Annotated in this window: 16 protein-coding genes and 1 tRNA gene; 13 read left to right on the forward strand and 4 right to left on the reverse strand. The window is 42.0% G+C overall.

The genetic code is table 11. The features are described from left to right. The first annotated feature begins 109 nt into the window (after window positions 1-109). On the forward strand, window positions 110-751 hold the full coding sequence (locus CSUNSWCD_RS06645) for a hypothetical protein (protein ID WP_034964493.1): 642 nt from the start codon (window positions 110-112) through the stop codon (window positions 749-751). Between the two features lie 110 nt (window positions 752-861). Here CSUNSWCD_RS06645 and CSUNSWCD_RS06650 read toward each other — a convergent pair whose 3' ends face one another. Beyond that, a complete protein-coding gene (locus CSUNSWCD_RS06650; protein WP_009495117.1) occupies window positions 862-1,251 on the reverse strand; it encodes a hypothetical protein in 390 nt (129 codons plus the stop codon). After that, on the reverse strand, window positions 1,242-1,520 hold the full coding sequence (locus tag CSUNSWCD_RS06655; protein WP_009495118.1) for a hypothetical protein: 279 nt from the start codon (window positions 1,518-1,520) through the stop codon (window positions 1,242-1,244). The genes CSUNSWCD_RS06650 and CSUNSWCD_RS06655 overlap by 10 nt, the downstream gene beginning before the upstream one ends. Before the next feature lie 149 nt (window positions 1,521-1,669). Between CSUNSWCD_RS06655 and CSUNSWCD_RS06660 the strand changes: the two genes are divergently transcribed. From CSUNSWCD_RS06660 to CSUNSWCD_RS06670, 3 genes are all read left to right on the forward strand, one after another. Continuing rightward, the gene (locus tag CSUNSWCD_RS06660) at window positions 1,670-2,569 is read left to right on the forward strand and encodes a DMT family transporter (RefSeq protein ID WP_009495119.1); all 900 of its coding nucleotides are present in this window, start codon (window positions 1,670-1,672) and stop codon (window positions 2,567-2,569) included. 13 nt (window positions 2,570-2,582) lie between these two features. After that, window positions 2,583-3,005, forward strand: a complete 423-nt coding sequence (locus tag CSUNSWCD_RS06665; RefSeq protein WP_034964494.1) for a Sua5/YciO/YrdC/YwlC family protein — start codon at window positions 2,583-2,585, stop codon at window positions 3,003-3,005. 92 nt (window positions 3,006-3,097) lie between these two features. Then, window positions 3,098-4,399, forward strand: a complete 1,302-nt coding sequence (locus CSUNSWCD_RS06670; protein ID WP_009495121.1) for an ankyrin repeat domain-containing protein — start codon at window positions 3,098-3,100, stop codon at window positions 4,397-4,399. A gap of 173 nt (window positions 4,400-4,572) precedes the next feature. Here CSUNSWCD_RS06670 and CSUNSWCD_RS06675 read toward each other — a convergent pair whose 3' ends face one another. Next, window positions 4,573-7,416 (reverse strand): M16 family metallopeptidase, encoded by a 2,844-nt coding sequence (locus CSUNSWCD_RS06675; RefSeq protein WP_009495122.1) that lies wholly within the window; start codon window positions 7,414-7,416, stop codon window positions 4,573-4,575. Between the two features lie 142 nt (window positions 7,417-7,558). On the opposite strand from CSUNSWCD_RS06675, the gene dapB reads away from it, so the two are divergent. From dapB to CSUNSWCD_RS06720, 9 genes are all read left to right on the forward strand, one after another. After that, window positions 7,559-8,326, forward strand: coding sequence for a 4-hydroxy-tetrahydrodipicolinate reductase (dapB, locus tag CSUNSWCD_RS06680; RefSeq protein ID WP_009495124.1), 768 nt, complete (start codon window positions 7,559-7,561; stop codon window positions 8,324-8,326). Between the two features lie 309 nt (window positions 8,327-8,635). Continuing rightward, window positions 8,636-9,973, forward strand: a complete 1,338-nt coding sequence (gene purF, locus CSUNSWCD_RS06685; RefSeq protein WP_009495126.1) for an amidophosphoribosyltransferase — start codon at window positions 8,636-8,638, stop codon at window positions 9,971-9,973. 232 nt (window positions 9,974-10,205) lie between these two features. Then, window positions 10,206-10,282: transfer RNA gene (locus tag CSUNSWCD_RS06690), tRNA-Met, on the forward strand. A 266-nt stretch (window positions 10,283-10,548) separates the two neighbouring features. Then, window positions 10,549-11,700, forward strand: coding sequence for a Cj0814 family flagellar-dependent secreted protein (locus CSUNSWCD_RS06695; RefSeq protein ID WP_009495128.1), 1,152 nt, complete (start codon window positions 10,549-10,551; stop codon window positions 11,698-11,700). A gap of 105 nt (window positions 11,701-11,805) precedes the next feature. Beyond that, complete coding sequence (locus tag CSUNSWCD_RS06700) at window positions 11,806-13,560, forward strand: hypothetical protein (protein ID WP_009495129.1); 1,755 nt, start codon at window positions 11,806-11,808, stop codon at window positions 13,558-13,560. Window positions 13,561-13,650: 90 nt separating this feature from the next. Continuing rightward, complete coding sequence (locus CSUNSWCD_RS06705) at window positions 13,651-14,832, forward strand: Cj0814 family flagellar-dependent secreted protein (protein WP_009495130.1); 1,182 nt, start codon at window positions 13,651-13,653, stop codon at window positions 14,830-14,832. Between the two features lie 12 nt (window positions 14,833-14,844). Further along, window positions 14,845-15,636 (forward strand): hypothetical protein, encoded by a 792-nt coding sequence (locus tag CSUNSWCD_RS06710; RefSeq protein WP_009495131.1) that lies wholly within the window; start codon window positions 14,845-14,847, stop codon window positions 15,634-15,636. A gap of 16 nt (window positions 15,637-15,652) precedes the next feature. Beyond that, window positions 15,653-16,819 (forward strand): Cj0814 family flagellar-dependent secreted protein, encoded by a 1,167-nt coding sequence (locus tag CSUNSWCD_RS06715; RefSeq protein WP_009495132.1) that lies wholly within the window; start codon window positions 15,653-15,655, stop codon window positions 16,817-16,819. A 12-nt stretch (window positions 16,820-16,831) separates the two neighbouring features. After that, window positions 16,832-17,620, forward strand: coding sequence for a hypothetical protein (locus CSUNSWCD_RS06720; RefSeq protein WP_034964497.1), 789 nt, complete (start codon window positions 16,832-16,834; stop codon window positions 17,618-17,620). 63 nt (window positions 17,621-17,683) lie between these two features. Here the strand turns inward: CSUNSWCD_RS06720 and CSUNSWCD_RS11725 are convergent, their stop codons facing one another. Further along, window positions 17,684-18,337, reverse strand: coding sequence for a hypothetical protein (locus CSUNSWCD_RS11725; RefSeq protein WP_223154918.1), 654 nt, complete (start codon window positions 18,335-18,337; stop codon window positions 17,684-17,686). Between the last annotated feature and the right edge of the window lie 90 nt (window positions 18,338-18,427).

An 18,427-nucleotide genomic window follows, 5' to 3' on the forward strand; every position in this document is an offset into this window, starting at 1 on the left:
GAATGCTACTTCAGATGCCAACTGCAAAATCACACTGAAACGTGCACGGAATTAAATTTTCTTTAGATTCCCGCTTGCGCCGTTTGCGATCAAAATATAAAGCAAGAAAATGATAAGACTAAAAGCAAGATTAAGATTGGCCGCAAGGAAGATTGAAATCGCCTTTTTTGTTAGCCTGATCGCTTATGTTTTGGCAGCTCTTAGCCTATTTATCGTGCCCGAAGACATCTTGTCCGTTCACGCGGTTTTTAGAGACTTTACGACGTTTATGGCGGATTTTTATCCTGCTATAAGCGTAGCGCAGACTAAAACCGCCTTTGGCGATGTAGCGGCGTTTCATCTTAGCTATTTATGCTTTTTTATGCCCGTTTGTTTGCTGTTTGCGGGACTTTACGGCGTGGCAAAAGGAGCCACTGGCAGGCTCAAAGGAAACAAAAGTGACGCCCAAGCGCTTTCGCAAGGCATTATTTTATTTGCGCTTATCGTGTGCTTTTTTATTTTCGGCGGACTGGATGTTTTTTTCTCGGGTTATAGCATATGGCACACTTATCGGCCGGCGTGGGAGTTTATAATGCAGACGAGATTAGGTCTATTTTTGCGTTATGAGATAATCGGCTTTGGCTTTGCGAGCGCTTGCGTGATGATGTCGGCATATCTTATTATGCAGATTTGTAGGCAGCTGCTGGCGTTTGTTTTGCTTAGGGCTCGCCAAACGGCTGCGTTTTTCGGGCGAATTTTCGGGCGTCGCTAGCCGACTCGTTAAAGCTTGTTTAAATTTGACCGCACTCGTCAATAAATGAGCCAAATTTAGCTCAAATTTGACGCGTGAAACGCTAAATTTAAACGGCTAATACCATAAATTTAAGCCACCCGTCGTATCTGCCTTAGTTTTATGCGGATGAGGTTTGCTTTTAGTAGCGCTTCTTCTTTATTTGGCGAGTTTGCGAGCCGCTCTAGCGCCTCTTTGGCGAGTTTTTCTGACTCGCTTAAGTCCTTTTTCGTGCTTAACTCTTCTAGCAGCTTTGCATTTGCTTTCGCCGCGCTTAGGCACAAAAAATCAAAACATACGCAAAATACGAGTAGAATCTGCGCGCACGGGACGTAAATGCTAAAAATATCCCTCGAAATTATCGCCGTGATAAGCCCGCAAAGCAGCTCCAAAAGCGCCAAACGAAACGAAAAAACGTAAAAATATTGCTCTTCTAGCTTCGCAATCATCGAAAATGCAAAAAGTAGCACATCTAAAAACAACCCGGAAGCTGGCCTGCCGAAAACATTTGCCGAGGCACTCCAAGTAAAATCAAAACCAAATTTTGCGAAACTAGCGCGATGTAAAGCGACAAAATGAACGCGGGCGCAAACACGGCGAGGCTAAATTTAGGCTCTTGCAAGCAAAAGCGGACGGCAAATTTGATAAACGCGTAAAATTTCGCCAAAATGCCGAAAGCAAAGTATCCAACCGCCGATAAAAATAGCACGCAAGCGCAGAAAAATACAATCGCAAAAGTCGTTTCGCCCAAATTTTCTCCCTTTTGTTTTTAAATTTTATAGTTTTCATCGTTTAACACGGCTTAATCAAAATTTAGCTTCGCTCCGCCAGCTCTCGCCCAAATTTAACCCCAGCTTAAGCATAAGATTATATACTTTGGCTTTAAATTTAAGGCGGCAAATGAGATCTCAGAGTGAATTTTTCGGTGTTTTCGTCACGCTTCTTGGCGGCGTATTATGGGGATTTAGCAGTGTTTGCGGGCAGTATCTGTTCACGCAAAAGGGCGTCAGCGCCGACTGGCTCGTGCCCTACCGCCTAGGCCTCGCCGGGCTTGCGATGGTAGCGTATTACATCGCTCGCTCGCCGCGCCTAGCCCTCGCTCCGCTAAAAGATCGCGTGCTTTTGCCGCAGCTGCTCATCTACGCGTTTTTTGGGCTTATGATGACACAGTATTCGTACTTTTGCGGTGTCGAGCTCTCAAACGCCGCCGTCGCGACCGTGATCCAGTACTCCGCGCCCGCGCTCATCCTTGCCGTCGTTTGCTTTTTAGAGCGGCGCGCGCCTAAAAAGGTCGAGCTCATCGCGCTCATTTTCGCGGTGCTGGGCGTCGTGTTGCTCGCCACTCACGGCGATCTTGGCTCGCTCGTTATCAGCGCAGAGGCGCTGGTTTGGTGCCTCATTAGCGCGCTTGGCGTCGTGATCTACAGCCTCATCCCGACTAAGCTAAATCAAAAATACCCCGTCGCGTTAAATTTAGGCTGGGGCATGGTCATCGGCGGCGGCGCGCTTGCGCTTTACACGCGGGTTTGGCAGCTGGGCGGCGTGAGCGACGCAGACGGCTTTGCGGCGCTTGTCGTGGTGGTGATTTTAGGCACGATATGCGCGTTTAGCTTTTACATGACGGGGCTAAAGATAATAGGCGCGAGCAGGGCGAGCATGATAGCGTGCATCGAGCCCGTTAGCGCCGCGGCGTTTGCTTATTTTTGGCTGGGGACGGAGTTTGTATTTCTTGATTTTGCGGGCTTTACGCTCATTATCTCGTGCATATTTTTGCTGGCTAAAGATAGGAAAAAGGCGTAAATTTGGAGGAGAGATGATCTATTTGGCGCAGACCGATACGACGGCCGGGTTTTTGAGCAAGGATTTTCGCGAGATAAACGCGCTCAAAGGCCGAGCGGCGGACAAACCCTGCCTCATAACGACGGCGAAATTTAGCGAGCTAAAAAATCTCGCTCGCGTACCTGCTAAATTTAAAAATTTAGTGCGCCGCGCGAGGAAAACGACTTTTTTATACCCGAATGGCACCGCCGTGCGCGTCGTAAAAGAGTGCGCCCATGAGGAGTTTTTGAGGCAATTTGACTGGCTCTACTCTAGCAGCGCAAATTTAAACGGACAAAATTTCGACGAAGTCTGGGCGAAAGCGGCGGCGGATCAGGTCGTGGATCAAAATTTCAGCCAAAACGCAAGCTCGAAAATTTATAAAATTTCAAAAACTCGACTAAAAAGATTGAGGTAACCCGCCCAAATTTACCCCTACATTTTCCAAATTTCACTCAAATTTAACCGCCCTTTGGCTAAGATTTCGCAAATTTGAATTAAGGGATAAATTTGAACAAACTCGCACTTAGCCTCGCCGCTCTTTGCCTCATCGTTTTCGTAAATTTTATTTACGAAAAGCTATCCGGCCCCACTCGCTTTGTAGTCACTGCCGATACTAAGATAATCCCCGGTTCGGAGCTAAGCAAATACGTAACGCAAGAGGAGATAGACGATTTTGCTTTTAGATACTGGGATATAGATAAGCAGATACAAGACAACGCATTTGCGGAAAATTTCCGCAAGCTTTTAAAATCAAAGCAAACGGATCAAATTTTAAAATTTATGCAAGATAATAACATTAGCATAGATTCTCCACTAATAGACGGCGTTACTCCTTTGATGTACGCTAGCTTTTACGACGACGAAGCCACGGCAAAAAGACTTATAGATATGGGCGCAAACGCTCATGCGCAAGATAACTACAAACTCTCACCCCTGGCCTACGCCATAGAAAACAACTCCACAAAGACCGCTAAGCTACTGCTTGATAGCGGGGTTAAATTTGATGAAGTAAAGGCGGTACAGTGGTATAGAAAAACTCCTTTTTACTACAATATCGAAAAACTTATCATAGACGGAGACGACGTAAAGATAGTATATCGAGATAATTACCAAGTCAATAAAGAATCCAAAGACGTAAACGATCCGATAGGATATATAGTAACCCATAACTACGTAGAGATGACCGAACTTGCCCTTGCTAGCGGGTATAGACCAAAACTAGACGATCATCCAAATACGTTTTTTCACGGACTAAGAGACGATTCCGAATTTATGCGATCTTTATATATCTTGCTAGATACTATCCCAAACTACGAACCTATGCTAAAGCTTCTTTTAAAATACGACGTCGTAGGGCAACCTACGAAAGAGGAACTAAAGAAGGCGTATGAGGAGTGCTATAAAAAGCGCAAGGGATGGATTGATTATAAAGAAAACTATATCTATAAAATGAATCAAGGTAGAGACGAAGAGGCCGAAGAAAAGATACAAAGGACCAATAATAAATACAAACATGCTCCTTACTGGCACATATATCAAGACGGCCTTTTACAATACAAACCAAAGCCGATAGACCCGAAAAAGATAGAAGAATTTGACAAAGAAATAAATTTCTATAATCCGCATTGCCCTGATCAAAATGCTACGTTTAAAGACATTAGAACTTTCATAAAATGGGCAAATGAAATGGAAAAACGAGACGGGATAAATAGCGCTATAGGTAGAGCCGAAAGCGGTATGGCTCAGGTGATTTACGTAGATAGCAACCGAAGCAAATCAGACTCAAACTCAAATTTACAAAGCAAATAGATAAAAGGAGATAAAATGTCAGGGGAATTTGAGTTAAATTTGAGATGATTTAACTCAAATTTCGTTTGGCGAGAGGTAAATTTAGCTTCAAATTTAACAGCCCTCAGCCAACTAAAGCCAAATTTTACTCGTCGCCCGGGCAGCAAATCAAATTTACCGCCAGGGCTTAAATTTTACTTCGCCGAGGCGGGATTATTTACGCTTATCACGACGTTTTTCTCGTTTAGATAGAGCTTCGCCGCGTCTTTTACGTCCTGCTCGGTGAGCGCATTTACCGCCTTTTCGTACTCGTCCAGGCTCAAAACCTCATCGCCAAAAACCAGCTCGCGCATGACCGCGCGCGTCCAAAACTCGCCCTGAACGTAGGATTGGCGCATTTTTACGAGCGCTGATTTTTTGAAATTTTGCAGATAGCGCTGGATGTCCGCGCCGCCTTTTAGCTCGGCGACGTTTGATTTTATCTCGCCTAGCACGGCATTTACGTTATCAGGCGCAGCCGTAAAGCCAAAATGCGCGGTGAAGCTTTCGTACGGGTATTTTGCGAGATTCATATGCACGCCCAAGCCGTAGACCTGCCCGCGGTCCTCGCGCACGTCCTCGCGCAGCATCATCGAAAGCACTGCAGATAGGGCGTTTACGCGCAGTAACTCTGGGCGCGAATACTTCACGTTTTCGTTTTTCAGTATCATCGCGGCGTCGCTTCGCTGCGTGGTTTGGTAATTACGCTTAAACTCCCGTTCGCCCGCGATCGTCCTTACGCCGTCATCGACAAAATTTTCGCGTTCCGCGCGCGCTGGCAAATTTGCCAGATATTTTTGTAAAAGCGGCTCGGCTGCGGTCAAATTTAGATCGCCGACTACGATAAAATCATACGAAGCCGCGTTGGTAAATTTCTCCTTCACTATCTTTTTTACGTCGTTCATCTGCAGCTCGTTTATGTCCGCGGCCTCGAGCGGGTTCGTTCGCGGGTTGTTTTCGTAGAAAAATCTCGCAAATTCGTCGCGAAATTTACGCTCAGGCAGATTTTTGGTCTTTTCCAACTTTTCAAGCTCATTGATTTTTGTCTTTTTTAGCGCGTTTTCGTCAAATCTAGGCTCACTAAACTCCAAAAACAGCGCGCGCAAAAGCCACTCAAAGTCCGCGCTAGCCGAGCTTGCGCTGTATCCTTGCGAAAGCTGATCGATAAATTTGCTATAGCTTAGCTGCTTGCCGCTTAGGATTTTAGCCAGGTCGTAGTTGCTAAACTCCCCCGCCCCGCTCTCGTTTGAGACCTCTACGGCTAGCGCTCCCTGCTTTGGTTTGGCCAAATTTGACGTGCCGCCGCGACTAACCGCGCTTAGCCAGACGACGTCTTTTTTGGTTTTTACCTCCTTAAATGCCACGCGCGCGCCGTTTGGTAGCTCGTAAAGGTAAAAATCAAGCTTTTCGTTATGCTTTTTTGATACGAAATTTTTAGGCTTTAGCGCGTCGTAGTCGAAAAGCTCGCTCTTTGCCTGATTTGCGGCTAGCGTGTCGTACGGCTTTGCCTCCGCCCAAATTTGATCAAATTTAGCCTCGTTTAGCTTCGCTCCTTTGGCGCTAATTACGTTTAGATTTTTTGCGTCGATGGCCAGTATCCGCCTAAATTCGGCGTTTACCTCCTCAAGGTTGATCTCATCAAGCAGCGCCAAAGTGACGTCGCGCAAGTCCTTGTCGCCTAGCAGCACGCCGCCGATCCTAGTCGTATCCTCGATATTTGCCGCGACCGCGCTCGAGCGCTTGTTGCCCGCTTGCAAATAGGCATTTTTAGCCGAGTTTATAAAATCTTTTTTTGCGCTTTCAAAGTCAGCCTGGCTAAAGCCAAATTTCTCCACTCCCTTTAAAACACTCGCCAGATCGCTAAGCGCGCCGCTAAAATCATCATCCACGGCGTTTATCTCAAAGGCGTAAAGCACGTTTTGATCCTCGATGATCGGCGAGTAAAATCGCCCGCGCAGGGCTAAATTTCGCTGCTCGTATATCATGGCGACCAGGTCTGAGATGTAGTTTACTAGCAAATTTTGCCTAAGCCTTTGGATCTCGTCGTCAAATTTGTACTTTTGCGTAAAGATCAAATTTATCGAGTTTAGCCCGATCTCGGCGGAGTCGTAGTTATTTACGCTAAAGCCGCTTTTTATAGGGATAGTTTTATCCGGACTCACGTAGTCGTTTGTGTTTTTAGCGGGGCCAAAGCTTTGCTTTATCAGCTCCTCTATGCGCTTTTTATCAAAGTCGCCGACTGCGATAAATTTCATAAATCTAGGCTGATACGTCCTGCCGTAAAAGCCCTTTATGGTCGCCACGTCGACGTTTTTTACGATATTCATATCGCCGATGGGCGACCTTTTGGCGTAGATGCTATCGCCGTATAGCTCGGGCACGCGGTTTTTGATGTAAAATCTATACGCAGGCGTGTTTCTGGCGCGCTCCTCCTCGACGATGATGCCCCGCTCTTTATCCAGCTCGGCCGCGTCAAAGCTCACACCGTCGATCCAGTCGCGAAAGACGCGGAAAACGTCCTTTAAATTTTGCTCGTTTACGTGGATTTCTAGCAGATAGCTAGTCTGATCGTAGCTAGTCTGCGCGTTTAGATCCGCGCCAAAGGCCACTCCGAGGCTCTCTAGCTTTTTAACTAGCTCGTTTTTGCTAAACTCGCGGCTGCCGTTAAAGGCCATGTGCTCGGTAAAGTGCGCCAGTCCCAGCTCGTTTTCGCGCTCGTCGGTCGAGCCGATGTTTACGACTAGATAAAAATATGCCGAATTTGCGGGTTGCTTGTTTTCCTTGACATAGTATTTTAGCCCGTTTGCTAGCTCTCCGCTCGCAATAGTCGGATCCTGGGTCAAATTTAGCTTTTGCGCGGTTTTATCCTTCGCCGTCAAATTTGACGCGCTCAAATTTGCGTCCAGCTGCCGCGTTTTAGTCGCCTGCGCGACCGGCGCTTGTTTAGCCAAAACGCTCGCCGCAAAAACGGCTAGAAATAAAAATAAAATTTTCCTCATCGTCGTCCTTTAAATTTAAAAAGTCGATTATATAGCGCGATTTTTAATATTTTTGCCCGCGTGCGGCGGAAACGGCGGCCGTGCTAAATTTATTTTTTATAAAATTTATGCTAAATTTAGCCCAAATTTTAAAGGATAAATTTTGGTAAAAATAGGAATCCACGGCGCAAGCGGCAAAATGGGACGCATGATCATCGAGTGCCTAAAAAACGAGCCAAACGCGAAACTCAGCGCGGCTTATACGATAGAGCCGCTTGATTTTGCGTTGCCTGACGGTGTCGTTCTCACAGATAAATTTGACGAGCTTTTTGCAAACTGCGACGTCGTTATCGACTTTACGATCAAAGATGGCGCGATAAACCTGCTAAACTACGCCCGCACTGACCCAAAACCGCTAGTTATCGGCACGACAGGTCTTGGCGAGGACGGAGCAAGCCTGCTAAAGCTCGCAAGCGCGGCGATGCCGATACTTTACGCTACCAATATGAGCCTTGGCGTCGCGGTTTTAAATCGTTTGGCGGCGCTAGCGTCAAAGGCATTGCGTGAATTTGACGCCGAGATCGTCGAGCAGCACCACAGACACAAAAAAGACGCTCCAAGCGGCACGGCGTTGACGCTTGGCGAACGCGTGGCGGCGGCTAGAGGTTTAAATCTAAAAGACGTTTTAGTAACGGGCAGAGACGGGCTAGTCGGAGCTCGCAGCAAGGACGAGATCGCGATCCTAGCCGTGCGAGGCGGCGACGTCGTGGGCAGGCATACGGTCGGATTTTACAACGAGGGCGAGTTTATCGAGCTAAATCACACCGCGACTAGCCGCGCGACCTTTGCCAAGGGTGCTATAAAGGCGGCTATTTGGGTTGCCGGACAGCAAAGCGGGCTGTACGGGATAGATGATTGCTTGGGGTTGTAAAATAGGCGGCTTGGCTTTTTCTACTTACTTTGCGTTGAAATTTGATTTTCAAGCTCGGCAACCCGCACGGTTAGCCTACGCTTGGAAATCAAATTTCGCCTTAATTAAGCGAAAAGTCCTGCGCCTTATCATTTTACGTTCAAATTTTGATAATTAAATTTTAGTATGAGAGGCAAAGTATCGCGAGATGATTTTTGGGGTTGCGCAGAAATTTTCGTCCAAGACTAGGCATGTAGTCTGTCGCAGGGCGGAAATTTCAAGCTCCGCAAAAAGCGCTCGCGAGACGAGCCTCAAAAAGGAAAAATTAAAATGTGTGCGATAGTTGGAGTAATAAATTCTAAAGATGCGGCAAAAACGGTATATTATGCGCTATTTGCCATGCAACACCGAGGCCAGGAAGCAAGCGGCATCAGCGCATGCGACGAGGGACACATAGAAACCGTCAAGGGTCGCGGACTCGTGACCGAGGTATTTGATAAAAAGAGCTTTGAAGTGCTAAAAGGCGATATGGCGATCGGGCACAACCGCTACGCCACCGCGGGCAAAAACTCCGCCGCCGACGCGCAGCCAATCGCGGCAAACTACGCGCTAGGCTCGATCTCGGTCGCACATAACGGCAACCTCGTAAACAAAGACGAAGTCCGCGAAGCGCTGATCGCCGAGGGAGCGATATTTCAAAGCAACATGGACACCGAAAACATCGTCCATCTCATCGCTAGAAGCCGCAGCGAACACCTACAAGACCGCATAGTCGCGGCGCTAAAACAGATCAAAGGCGCCTACTGCCTACTCATCCAGTCCCGCCATAAAATTTTCGCCATCCGCGACCGCTGGGGCGTGAGACCGCTCTCGCTGGGACGCCTAAAAGACGGCGGATACATCGTAGCTAGCGAAACGTGCGCGTTTGATTTGGTGGGCGCGAGCTTCGTCCGCGACGTGGAGCCGGGCGAGATGCTGGTTTTTGAACAGGGCAAAAGTGAGTTTGAGAGCGTGCGCCTTTTTGAGCCAGAGCCTAGAGTTTGTGCGTTTGAGTATATTTATTTCGCGCGCCCCGATAGCGTCATAGAGGGCAAAAGCGTCTACGAAGTACGCAAAAAAATGGGCGAAACGCTAGCCAAAAAAAGCAAGATCGACGCGGACTTCGTCGTGCCGGTGCCAGACAGCGGAACGCCAGCGGCACTGGGCTACGCAAACGCCAGCGGGATACCGTTTGAGCTAGCCATCGTGCGAAATCACTACGTCGGCCGCACCTTTATCGAGCCGACGCAAGAGATGCGCAACCTCAAAGTCAAACTCAAGCTAAACCCAATGGCAAGCCTGCTCAAGGGCAAAAGTGTAGTCGTAGTGGACGACAGCATCGTGCGCGGCACGACCTCCAAAAAGATCGTCGAGCTACTTCGCCACGCGGGCGCGAGAGAGATACACTTTAAAGTCGCCTGCCCCGAGCTAAAGTACCCCGAGCGCTACGGCATCGACACTCCAAGCTTCGAGGAGCTAATCAGCGCAAACAAAACGCCTGAAGAGGTGCGCAAATATATCGGCGCGGACAGTCTCGAGTTTTTGGACGTGGACGAGCTAGTTAGCAGTATCGGCAGCGAACGCAAATACTCGCTGGTTAGCTTTGACGGAGATTATTTTATTAAATAATTTTAGTTCCGAGTTTTATACCGACGGAGTCAAATTTACAAATTTGACTCCGTTCTTGGTTGCGATAAAATTTTTGGTTGCAAAACTGCATCTTGAAAGTATAATTTTTATTTTTAATGCCCTTTATCTCAAATTTAGATTTTAGTGATTTGAATTTGAGAAATTTATATCAAAAAATGAAAATATTTTATCAATATATAAGCAAACGTTGAATATAATTGCGAACTTTAATGTCACGGTAGCTCAGCTGGTTAGAGCGCTGGTCTCATAAGCCGGAGGTCGGGAGTTCAAGTCTCCCCCGTGACACCATAGATGTCCTACTTATCGATACTTTAACTGCCCTTTTTGCAGTTTCCCTTTCTTTAAAATTTCCTAAAAGTATGGTACAGTTTTTATAAAAAGCGGTACATTTTTTTAGGATTGATTTATTTTACAAGATGCTTTCTATAAATTTGCTTTTATTTTTGCCCATAGGTAAAATTTTATTTCAAAGCGAGCAAACATAAATTTATCTCGCTTAAATTTTCGGCACAACTTTTGCTTACTCTTTGAAGCTAAATTTCAAGGAGTAAGCTATGAAAGTCTCTTATAACTCCATCTTAACAAAACAGCACTACCAAAAACAGACAAAAAGCGAAGGCTTTGCAAATTTCTTGCCTAACACTCCAAATATAAATTCGATCAGCCAAACCACTACTCCCAAGAATGACTTTGTTTCATCTAGTAGTATCGACTCTCTTTATCAGGCTAAATTTACTTCACAAGAGGGCTATGGGTATAGTGTAGATACTAAAGGATTTATGGGGGCTGATTTTAACAAAGCTGCAGGTCTGCCACAGGACTTTAAAATACACAAAAGCACGCTTGATGCGATAGTGCTGCACAATCAAAAGCACCCAAACTTTACAAATTTTTCAATGGAAACAAAGAAAGATAACCAACTCTTTGGAGAGGATAGCTTTGCAAATATCGATCTAGCAAATACCATAAAGCAATACTATAAAATTTTTGATCAAATTTCAGCTGGAGTTATTAGCAAGGGTAAAGAGTTTTACTCAAATGAAGATCTAGCAAAGATGCCAAAGGGCTACTTTTCAAAAGATAAAAAAATAGAGCATGTTGAATACCTAATGGGTAGGATGACTAGCGATGAGCTAGATGGGCTAACTGATAGGAGTAATGAGAAGGTAACTCATATCTTTAGGACGACTCAAGACGCAGAATATGCACATAGGTTATGGGATGATCTAAGCGATATAAATGTAGAAGTCAATGGAAATTTCCTTGACTTTTCTCCAGAAGTGATGACAACTGAGCATACTATCCCTTATATGTGGGTTAGTAGTGCTGGATATGACTTTAAGCCTGATATGTCTGTATATGACAATGAACAAGGCTATACAAAGGAGCAAATTTTTGTAGCATTTTTAAAAAACGAGCAAGGTCTTGTGCTGCAAGGCGGCACAACAAGAATAACTGACGAGGCTCTTAATGTGTATAAAAGTTCATTAATACTTACAAAACAAGATAGAAGTGAGATAGGCATACCAAAGGCTTATTATGATGAGATACTATCTGGCAAGAAAGATCTAAAAGATATACTAGCCAGGATTTTAAAGCTTAGAAATTTAGAGCTTAAAAAAGATCAAACGCTTGAGGGACTAGCAAGCAAGATAATGGACGTTTTAAAAGAATTTGATGAGAGGACGAAGACAAGAGAGCTTTAAAAAATATAACATAGTAGACATTCGCTCTAAGCCCTTTTAGACTATAAACTACTAAACATTTTTTATATTTGCCGATATAAGATATATATTTTAAAAGGATTTAGAATGAATATATCACCAAATTTAGAGCCCATAAATATAAATTTACCCAAAGATATGATCTATTCAAGGGTCCTTCTTGGCGTAGATAGAGTGCAAACTTTAGACAATACAAATTTAAAGTCTGAGCTTAAAGACATCGCTACTAAGCTTATCTCAAATAGCACTTACTCTATCATCCAAAGCGCCAGCACCAGTGGCGTGAAGTCAGAGTATGCTAAAGCAGATAGTGGGACAAACGATGCTTTTTCTTATGTGGATATACAAAGAAGAAACTGGGACAAAAAAGACTTTGAGAACAAATATCTCTTTGGCGAAGATGCCTCAGCGCTAAGGAAAGTGGATCAAACTAGCACCTATTTCTCATCTATAAATTCAAAAACTCCCATTAAGCCCATTGCGGCAGCAGATACTAAATTTACAAATTTAAATGACTATGCCTATGAAAAAACGATAAAAACCTCACTGGGTGATGTGGAGGTCTTTTTGGATCTTTATGACGATAACGACAAACTAGGCATAGGCAAGCTAGATGCAAATGGATTTTTATTTAACTTTGATAGCAACAAGGACGGAGTGATAAATTCTGGTGATAAATACTTTGATAAGCTAAAGGTTAGAGGCTACGACAAAGACGGAAATGAGAAAATTTTCAAACTAAGCGAAGTCGTAAGCGAGATAAACCTTAACGACTTTATTAAAAAAGATATTAGAAATTTAAGCCATGAGGCTATGGACTTTGCTAGCAAAAACACAGTTGATTACAGAGTTAGTTTAAACAACTCAAACCCTTATACTCTATTTTCGGCCGAGTATCGCTACCAAAAGATAGGCAAAGAAGAGACTAATAAATTTTTTAAAGACCATGCAGACCAAGATGGCTGGGTAGATCTTAGGGATAATAAGATATTTAACGAAGAGAGTGGCTTAAACAACTTTGCCTATGAGAAAGTTGGCTTTGACGGCAAGAAAAGGCTTAGCGAGTTTAACCCTATCATAAAACCTGCTGGATCCAAACAAGATGAGAGCTTTTCATACGCAGGCTATCAAAAAGATAGCTTTATGAAATTTTATAACGACTACCAAAAAGAGTCTAGCGCTCACAGCAAAGATGTAGAGTGGATAAGCAAAAATTTAAAAGAAAATGATGTAGAAGACGCAGATGATCTCATCTCAAAGCTAAAAGCCACAAAGTCATCTTATATGATCGCTATGGAGAGTGAGTTTGAAAAAGCAACTGGGCTTGATTTTAGCCTAGAAAATTTAGAAAGAGTAAAGCATGCTTTTGAGAGTGATACGAGCAAGGCAGCAGCTGCACTAAAAGACACAGACAGCGTAATAGCTATGAAGCTAAATAAAAATGGCACGATCACACTTAAATTTGACAGCGGAAGAGAGCTAGAGGTAAAAGAAATTTATAACGACACTGGCAAGCTAATCAGCAAAGATGACAAGGATAGCAAAAGAGCAAGTATAAATTTAGACGCTAAAGCTATGAATGATGTAGAGCTAAATAGACTTGACTTTAAAGATATAGGTATAAAGCAAGATGAGAAGATATCTAGCCTAAAAGAGCTTGGAGCAAAGCTCGTTAAAAACCTCACTGATAAATTTACAAGTAAATTCCTAATCGGACTTGAAAACGGCAAAAGCATCACCACTAAAGAAATTTACAACATCACTTATCTTGAAAACGACCTAAAATTTAAAGAGCTATCTAGCAAAGATAGGCTTTATAAAAAGGTAGATACGAGAGTTTAGGAGTAAATTTATGCAAACTAAAAACCTTTGTAAAATAAATCTTTTCACAAAAAAGACGATATCTTTGGTATGAAGCTAAAAGGATATTAGATGATAAACGCACTTGGTAGCTACCCATTAAATTTAGAACAGAACATAAAGGTATCAACCAAAGTTGCCACCAAACAAACGAGCTCAGAGCTTTTAGGCTACAAGGTAGATAAGGATGGCTACTTTACAGATGAGTTTAATAAACAAGCTGGCATACCAAGTAATTATAAAATCCACTCAAGTACGCTGGAGTCGTTAGTAAGGATAGAGACGCAGTCTGACTATATGCAAAGGACTTTTGACAGCATCGATATACTAAAAACCGTAAATAATGCCTATAAAATCCTCTCACAAGTAGTTGGCGAAGACACGCTAAATTCAAAAGATAGCTTTAGCTTAGATGAGATAAGAAATTTCCCTCAAGGCTTTTCTTATAACCGCCAAAGTATGCAAGTAACCAAAATCCATAACTCCATTCATGAATTTGGCTCGGCTGCGGCTGATTTTAACGGCAAAGAGTCAAATAAGCAGATGATAAGCACGCTCTTTTTCAATCCAAGCTTTGATGGCGGAGATGGTAGGCAGCCACTAAAGCCAACAACAGATATCTTTAACAACAACAATGGTGGCAAAGAAAACACGGTCATTGGTGTATTTATGGATCCGCACGGAGAGAAATACACAAATAAAGACGGCTCAATAACCAAAGGCGGACTTATAGCAGCCGTTATAAACAATAACCTTGATGTGAGAGAGGGCGAGACAACCGCAAGAGGCAAAAGAGAAGGCTATGATAAGAGCGTAGATAGCAAAGAATTTAATAGAGCATTTGAGCTGTTTGAACTTATGGGCGAGATGAAATTTGGACCTGGCTTTATAAATGCTACCGATAACGATATAGCAGGTATGCCTAAATATATGCAAGATCACATTAGATCTAAAAGAGACTTTGTCTATATCGACTTAGAAAGTGGCTTTGTCAGCACTCCTGAAGATAGACGTAGGGGATATGAAGAAGACGAACTATCATTTAAAAAGATGATGGAGCGTAATCTAAAAATGCTAAAGCTACTCTTTGGTGAGATAGACAAGGACGGCAAAAAGAGCAAGGACTTTATGGATAGCTTTTTGAAATTTAGCATGCCACCTTTAAATTTAGTAAAAGAGCTAAATGAAAACCCAGCTGGAAAATACCTAGTAGATATGCTTGGTATAAAAAGAGATGTTGATATAAAGGTGTAGGGGGGAGTTAAAATGATAACTAGCATAAACGGACTTAGCAACACACCGATACAAGACAACACTATCCAAAAAGAAAATATACCTAAAGATACCAAAGATGATGAAAAGGCCAAAATAGAAGCTTTATGGTATAGTCCAGTTGGAAAGAGCATAAAAGAGATTATTGACATAGACGAAAATGAAGATAATTGGGTTGCAAAAACGATAAGCAAAATAGATAATATGCTTTCTAAGCGTTACAATACCGAACAAGATCGCAACGCCATGTCGATGAAACAGCCAAAAACTTTAGAAGAAGCAAAAGATCAAGTCCTTATAATGTATTCTGATATATTAAAGGAAAACTCTGTTGATGGCAAGCCAACCATGATGGGCAAACTAATAGGTCTTGGCACAAAAGAAGAGGAGGCTGACTTAAGAGCATTTATGGACAGCATGTCTTCTCTTTACCCAAATGAAAACAAGGAGTCGCTTAGCCTTTTAAGTAGAACCGATCTAAGCATAGATGAATTTAAAACATTATTTGCCAAAGCAAGAGAGAAAGCAACAAAGGATGTTGCAGAACAAAGAAAGCAAATAATCAAAGAAGAGCAAGAATACAATGCAAATTTTGCTAAAGAGCAGTCTGAGAAAAAATTTAAACCTATGCAGGTTAAGAAGAAGTATGAGACATATGATATAAATAAGGATCAAAAATTTCTCTATGCAAGAGAGCTTTTAAATTTCAAAGAAAAAAGAGGCATAGATGTCTTAGAGCTTATGCAAAAGATAGATAAGAAGCAAATTTTAAATAAGATGGCTTAAATTTAAAGGATATTAGATGATAAACGCACTTGGTAGCTACCCCTTAAATTTAGAGCAGAACATAAAGGTATCAACCAAAGTTGCCACCAAACAAACCAGCTCAGAGGTTTTAGGCTACAAGGTAGATAAGGATGGCTACTTTACAGATGAGTTTAATAAACAAGCTGGCATCCCAAGTGAATATAAAATTCACTCAAGCACGCTGGAGTCTTTAGTCAATGTTGCAGAGGGGACATCATTTTTTAGTCGCACCTTTAAAAGCATAGATATAGCAAAGACTGCTGGCAATGCCTACAAAATTCTCTGCCAAGTCGTTGGCGAAGACACGCTAAATTCAAAAGATAGCTTTAGCATTGACGAGATAAGAAATTTCCCACAAGGCTTTTCTTATAACCGCCAAAGTATGCAAGTAACTAAGATCCATAACTCCATTTATGACTTTGATGCAGCTGCTTCTAGCTTTAACTACAAAGAGTCAAACAAGCAGATGATAAGCACGCTCTTTTTCAACCCAAGCTTTGATGGCGGAGATGGCATGCAGCCACTAAAGCCAACAACAGATATCTTTAACAACAATAATGGTGGCAAAGAGAGTGTGGGAAGTGGTGTTTTTATCGATCCACACGGCGAAAGATACACAAACAAAGATGGCTCTATAACTAGAGGCGGACTTTTAGCAGCCGTCATAAACAGCAACCTTGACGTCAAAGAAGGTGAAACCACTGTTTTTGGAAAGAAGCAAGGCTTTGATAAGAGCGTAGATAGTAAAGAATTTAGTAGGGCATTTGAGCTATTTGAACTTATGGGCGAGATGAAATTTGGAGCAAATTTCAACAAAGCAAGCGACTCTGATCTAGCTGGTATGCCTGCATATATGCAAGAGTATGCTAAGTATAAAAGAGACCTTGTCTATGTAGATCTAACGACTGGGTTTGTCGGTAAGTATTCAGATGAAGAAGACGAACCCTCATTTAAAAAGATGATGGAGCATAATCTAAAAATGCTAAAGCTACTCTTTGGTGAGATAGACAAAGACGGCAAAAAGAGCAAAGACTTTATGGATAGCTTTTTAAAATTTAGCATGCCACCTTTAAATTTAGTAAAAGAGCTAAATGAAAACCCAGCTGGAAAATACCTAGTAGATATGCTTGGCATAAAAAGAGATATTGATATAAAGGCGTAGGGGGGAGTTGAAATGATAACTAGCATAAACGGACTTAGCAATACACCGATACAAGAAACAACTATCCAAAAAGAAAATGCAAAAATGTCAAAGGAGCAAGAAAAGGCTTTAATTGATTCATATATGCAAAATTTAATAATTGATAATGTTGAAAAATACATCAAAGAAGACAGAAGTAGTGAAAACTGGATAACAGAAACCATAGAGAAGATAGACAATATGCTTTCAAAAAAGTATAGCTATACCATTGATGAAAGGCGAGCTTTATTATCAAAATATCCAGAGAACTTAGAAGAATTTGAGATCAATGTATTACAATCTCACATGGACTGGTTGCTTTCTAACTCAGTAGATGGCAAGCCAACAATATCTGGGCTAATGGTTGGTATCGGCACAGCAGAACAAGAGGCTGAGCTAGAATATTTTATGAAATCATTTTCTGAAGATACAATGATGAGTAATGATGGTGCTAGATTGTTTGCTAGAGCTGATCTAAGTATAGAAGAGTTTAAAAAGCTTTATAGAAAAGATGTAGAAAAAACTACAAAAGAGCATAAAGAATTTCTAGCCAAACTACATAAAGAAGAACAAGAATACAATGCAAATTTCGCTAAAGAGCAAAGCGAGAAGAAATTTAAACCTATGCAGGTTAAAAAGAAGTATGAGACCTATGATATAAACAAGGATCAAAAATTTATCTATGCAAGAGAGCTTTTAAATTTCAAAGAAAAAAGAGACATAGACGTCTTAGAGCTTATGCAAAAGATAGATAAGAAGCAAATTTTAAATAAGATGGCTTGATGAATAAAAAATAGCTACTTTGTTTTATTGTAGAAAGCAATGATTGCTCTAAATTTAGTCCTTTTATACGGTTTTATCCACTTTTTTATTTGCGACTTTTTCTAAAATTTCGAATATACTTTCGCCATTATCAAATTCAGTTTTTATAAATTTGTAAAATTCTTTAAATTTTTCATCGGCTTGCATATCATAAGTTTTAAATTTTTTAGTTACTTGCATAGGTTTAAAGGCTTCTTGTTTTTGCGTGTCAGTTTGATTGTCTTGTTCTTCATGATCGCTTTTTTGATCCATTAGCCCATAGTCACCAACCTCTTGCGGCATACCCCTATTTATAACCTTAGAATATCTCTCAATAAATTCATCCACACTTATATTAGACGATTCAAGGAGCTCGCGACCCTCATTACTAAAAGACACACCAAATCTTTCTAAAGTTTGACGTATCTTTTGTCCTTCTAGATCATTATCTGATTTTTTGCCCCAAATGGTTTGTTTATCATCATTGTAGGATTTAAAAGCTCCAGTAAAGTTTGTGCTATTGCCCATCACTTTCTTATAATTAACTCTACTTGCGAATTCTTTTCCTTCAAATAGTGAGTTGTTATTTAGATTTGGCGAATAGGTTATATTATTAAGCATTGCTAAGGTCTCACTTTGTTTAGGTATTCCAGCATCTCTTTCATAGGTTTTAATTCTTTTTATGGTATTAATTTGCATTAGAGCATCTTGCTACCACCTATCCAGCAATGCTGTTTTATACACTAACACACATTCAGCTAAAGAATATAAATTCAACCTACTTAGGTT

This window comes from Campylobacter showae CSUNSWCD (assembly GCF_000313615.1).
GTDB classification, from domain to species: Bacteria; Campylobacterota; Campylobacteria; order Campylobacterales; family Campylobacteraceae; genus Campylobacter_A; species Campylobacter_A showae_A.

What these genes read in the sequence shown, in the direction of transcription:
- CSUNSWCD_RS06665 (WP_034964494.1), top strand. Translation starts at nt 2,583, where the DNA reads ATGATCTATTTGGCGCAGACCGATACGACGGCCGGGTTTTTGAGCAAG.
- CSUNSWCD_RS06705 (WP_009495130.1), top strand. Translation starts at nt 13,651, where the DNA reads ATGATAAACGCACTTGGTAGCTACCCATTAAATTTAGAACAGAACATA.
- purF (WP_009495126.1), top strand. Translation starts at nt 8,636, where the DNA reads ATGTGTGCGATAGTTGGAGTAATAAATTCTAAAGATGCGGCAAAAACG.
- CSUNSWCD_RS06700 (WP_009495129.1), top strand. Translation starts at nt 11,806, where the DNA reads ATGAATATATCACCAAATTTAGAGCCCATAAATATAAATTTACCCAAA.
- CSUNSWCD_RS06715 (WP_009495132.1), top strand. Translation starts at nt 15,653, where the DNA reads ATGATAAACGCACTTGGTAGCTACCCCTTAAATTTAGAGCAGAACATA.
- CSUNSWCD_RS06710 (WP_009495131.1), top strand. Translation starts at nt 14,845, where the DNA reads ATGATAACTAGCATAAACGGACTTAGCAACACACCGATACAAGACAAC.
- CSUNSWCD_RS06720 (WP_034964497.1), top strand. Translation starts at nt 16,832, where the DNA reads ATGATAACTAGCATAAACGGACTTAGCAATACACCGATACAAGAAACA.
- CSUNSWCD_RS06695 (WP_009495128.1), top strand. Translation starts at nt 10,549, where the DNA reads ATGAAAGTCTCTTATAACTCCATCTTAACAAAACAGCACTACCAAAAA.
- CSUNSWCD_RS06675 (WP_009495122.1), bottom strand. Translation starts at nt 7,416, where the DNA reads ATGAGGAAAATTTTATTTTTATTTCTAGCCGTTTTTGCGGCGAGCGTT.
- CSUNSWCD_RS06645 (WP_034964493.1), top strand. Translation starts at nt 110, where the DNA reads ATGATAAGACTAAAAGCAAGATTAAGATTGGCCGCAAGGAAGATTGAA.
- CSUNSWCD_RS11725 (WP_223154918.1), bottom strand. Translation starts at nt 18,337, where the DNA reads ATGCAAATTAATACCATAAAAAGAATTAAAACCTATGAAAGAGATGCT.
- CSUNSWCD_RS06660 (WP_009495119.1), top strand. Translation starts at nt 1,670, where the DNA reads ATGAGATCTCAGAGTGAATTTTTCGGTGTTTTCGTCACGCTTCTTGGC.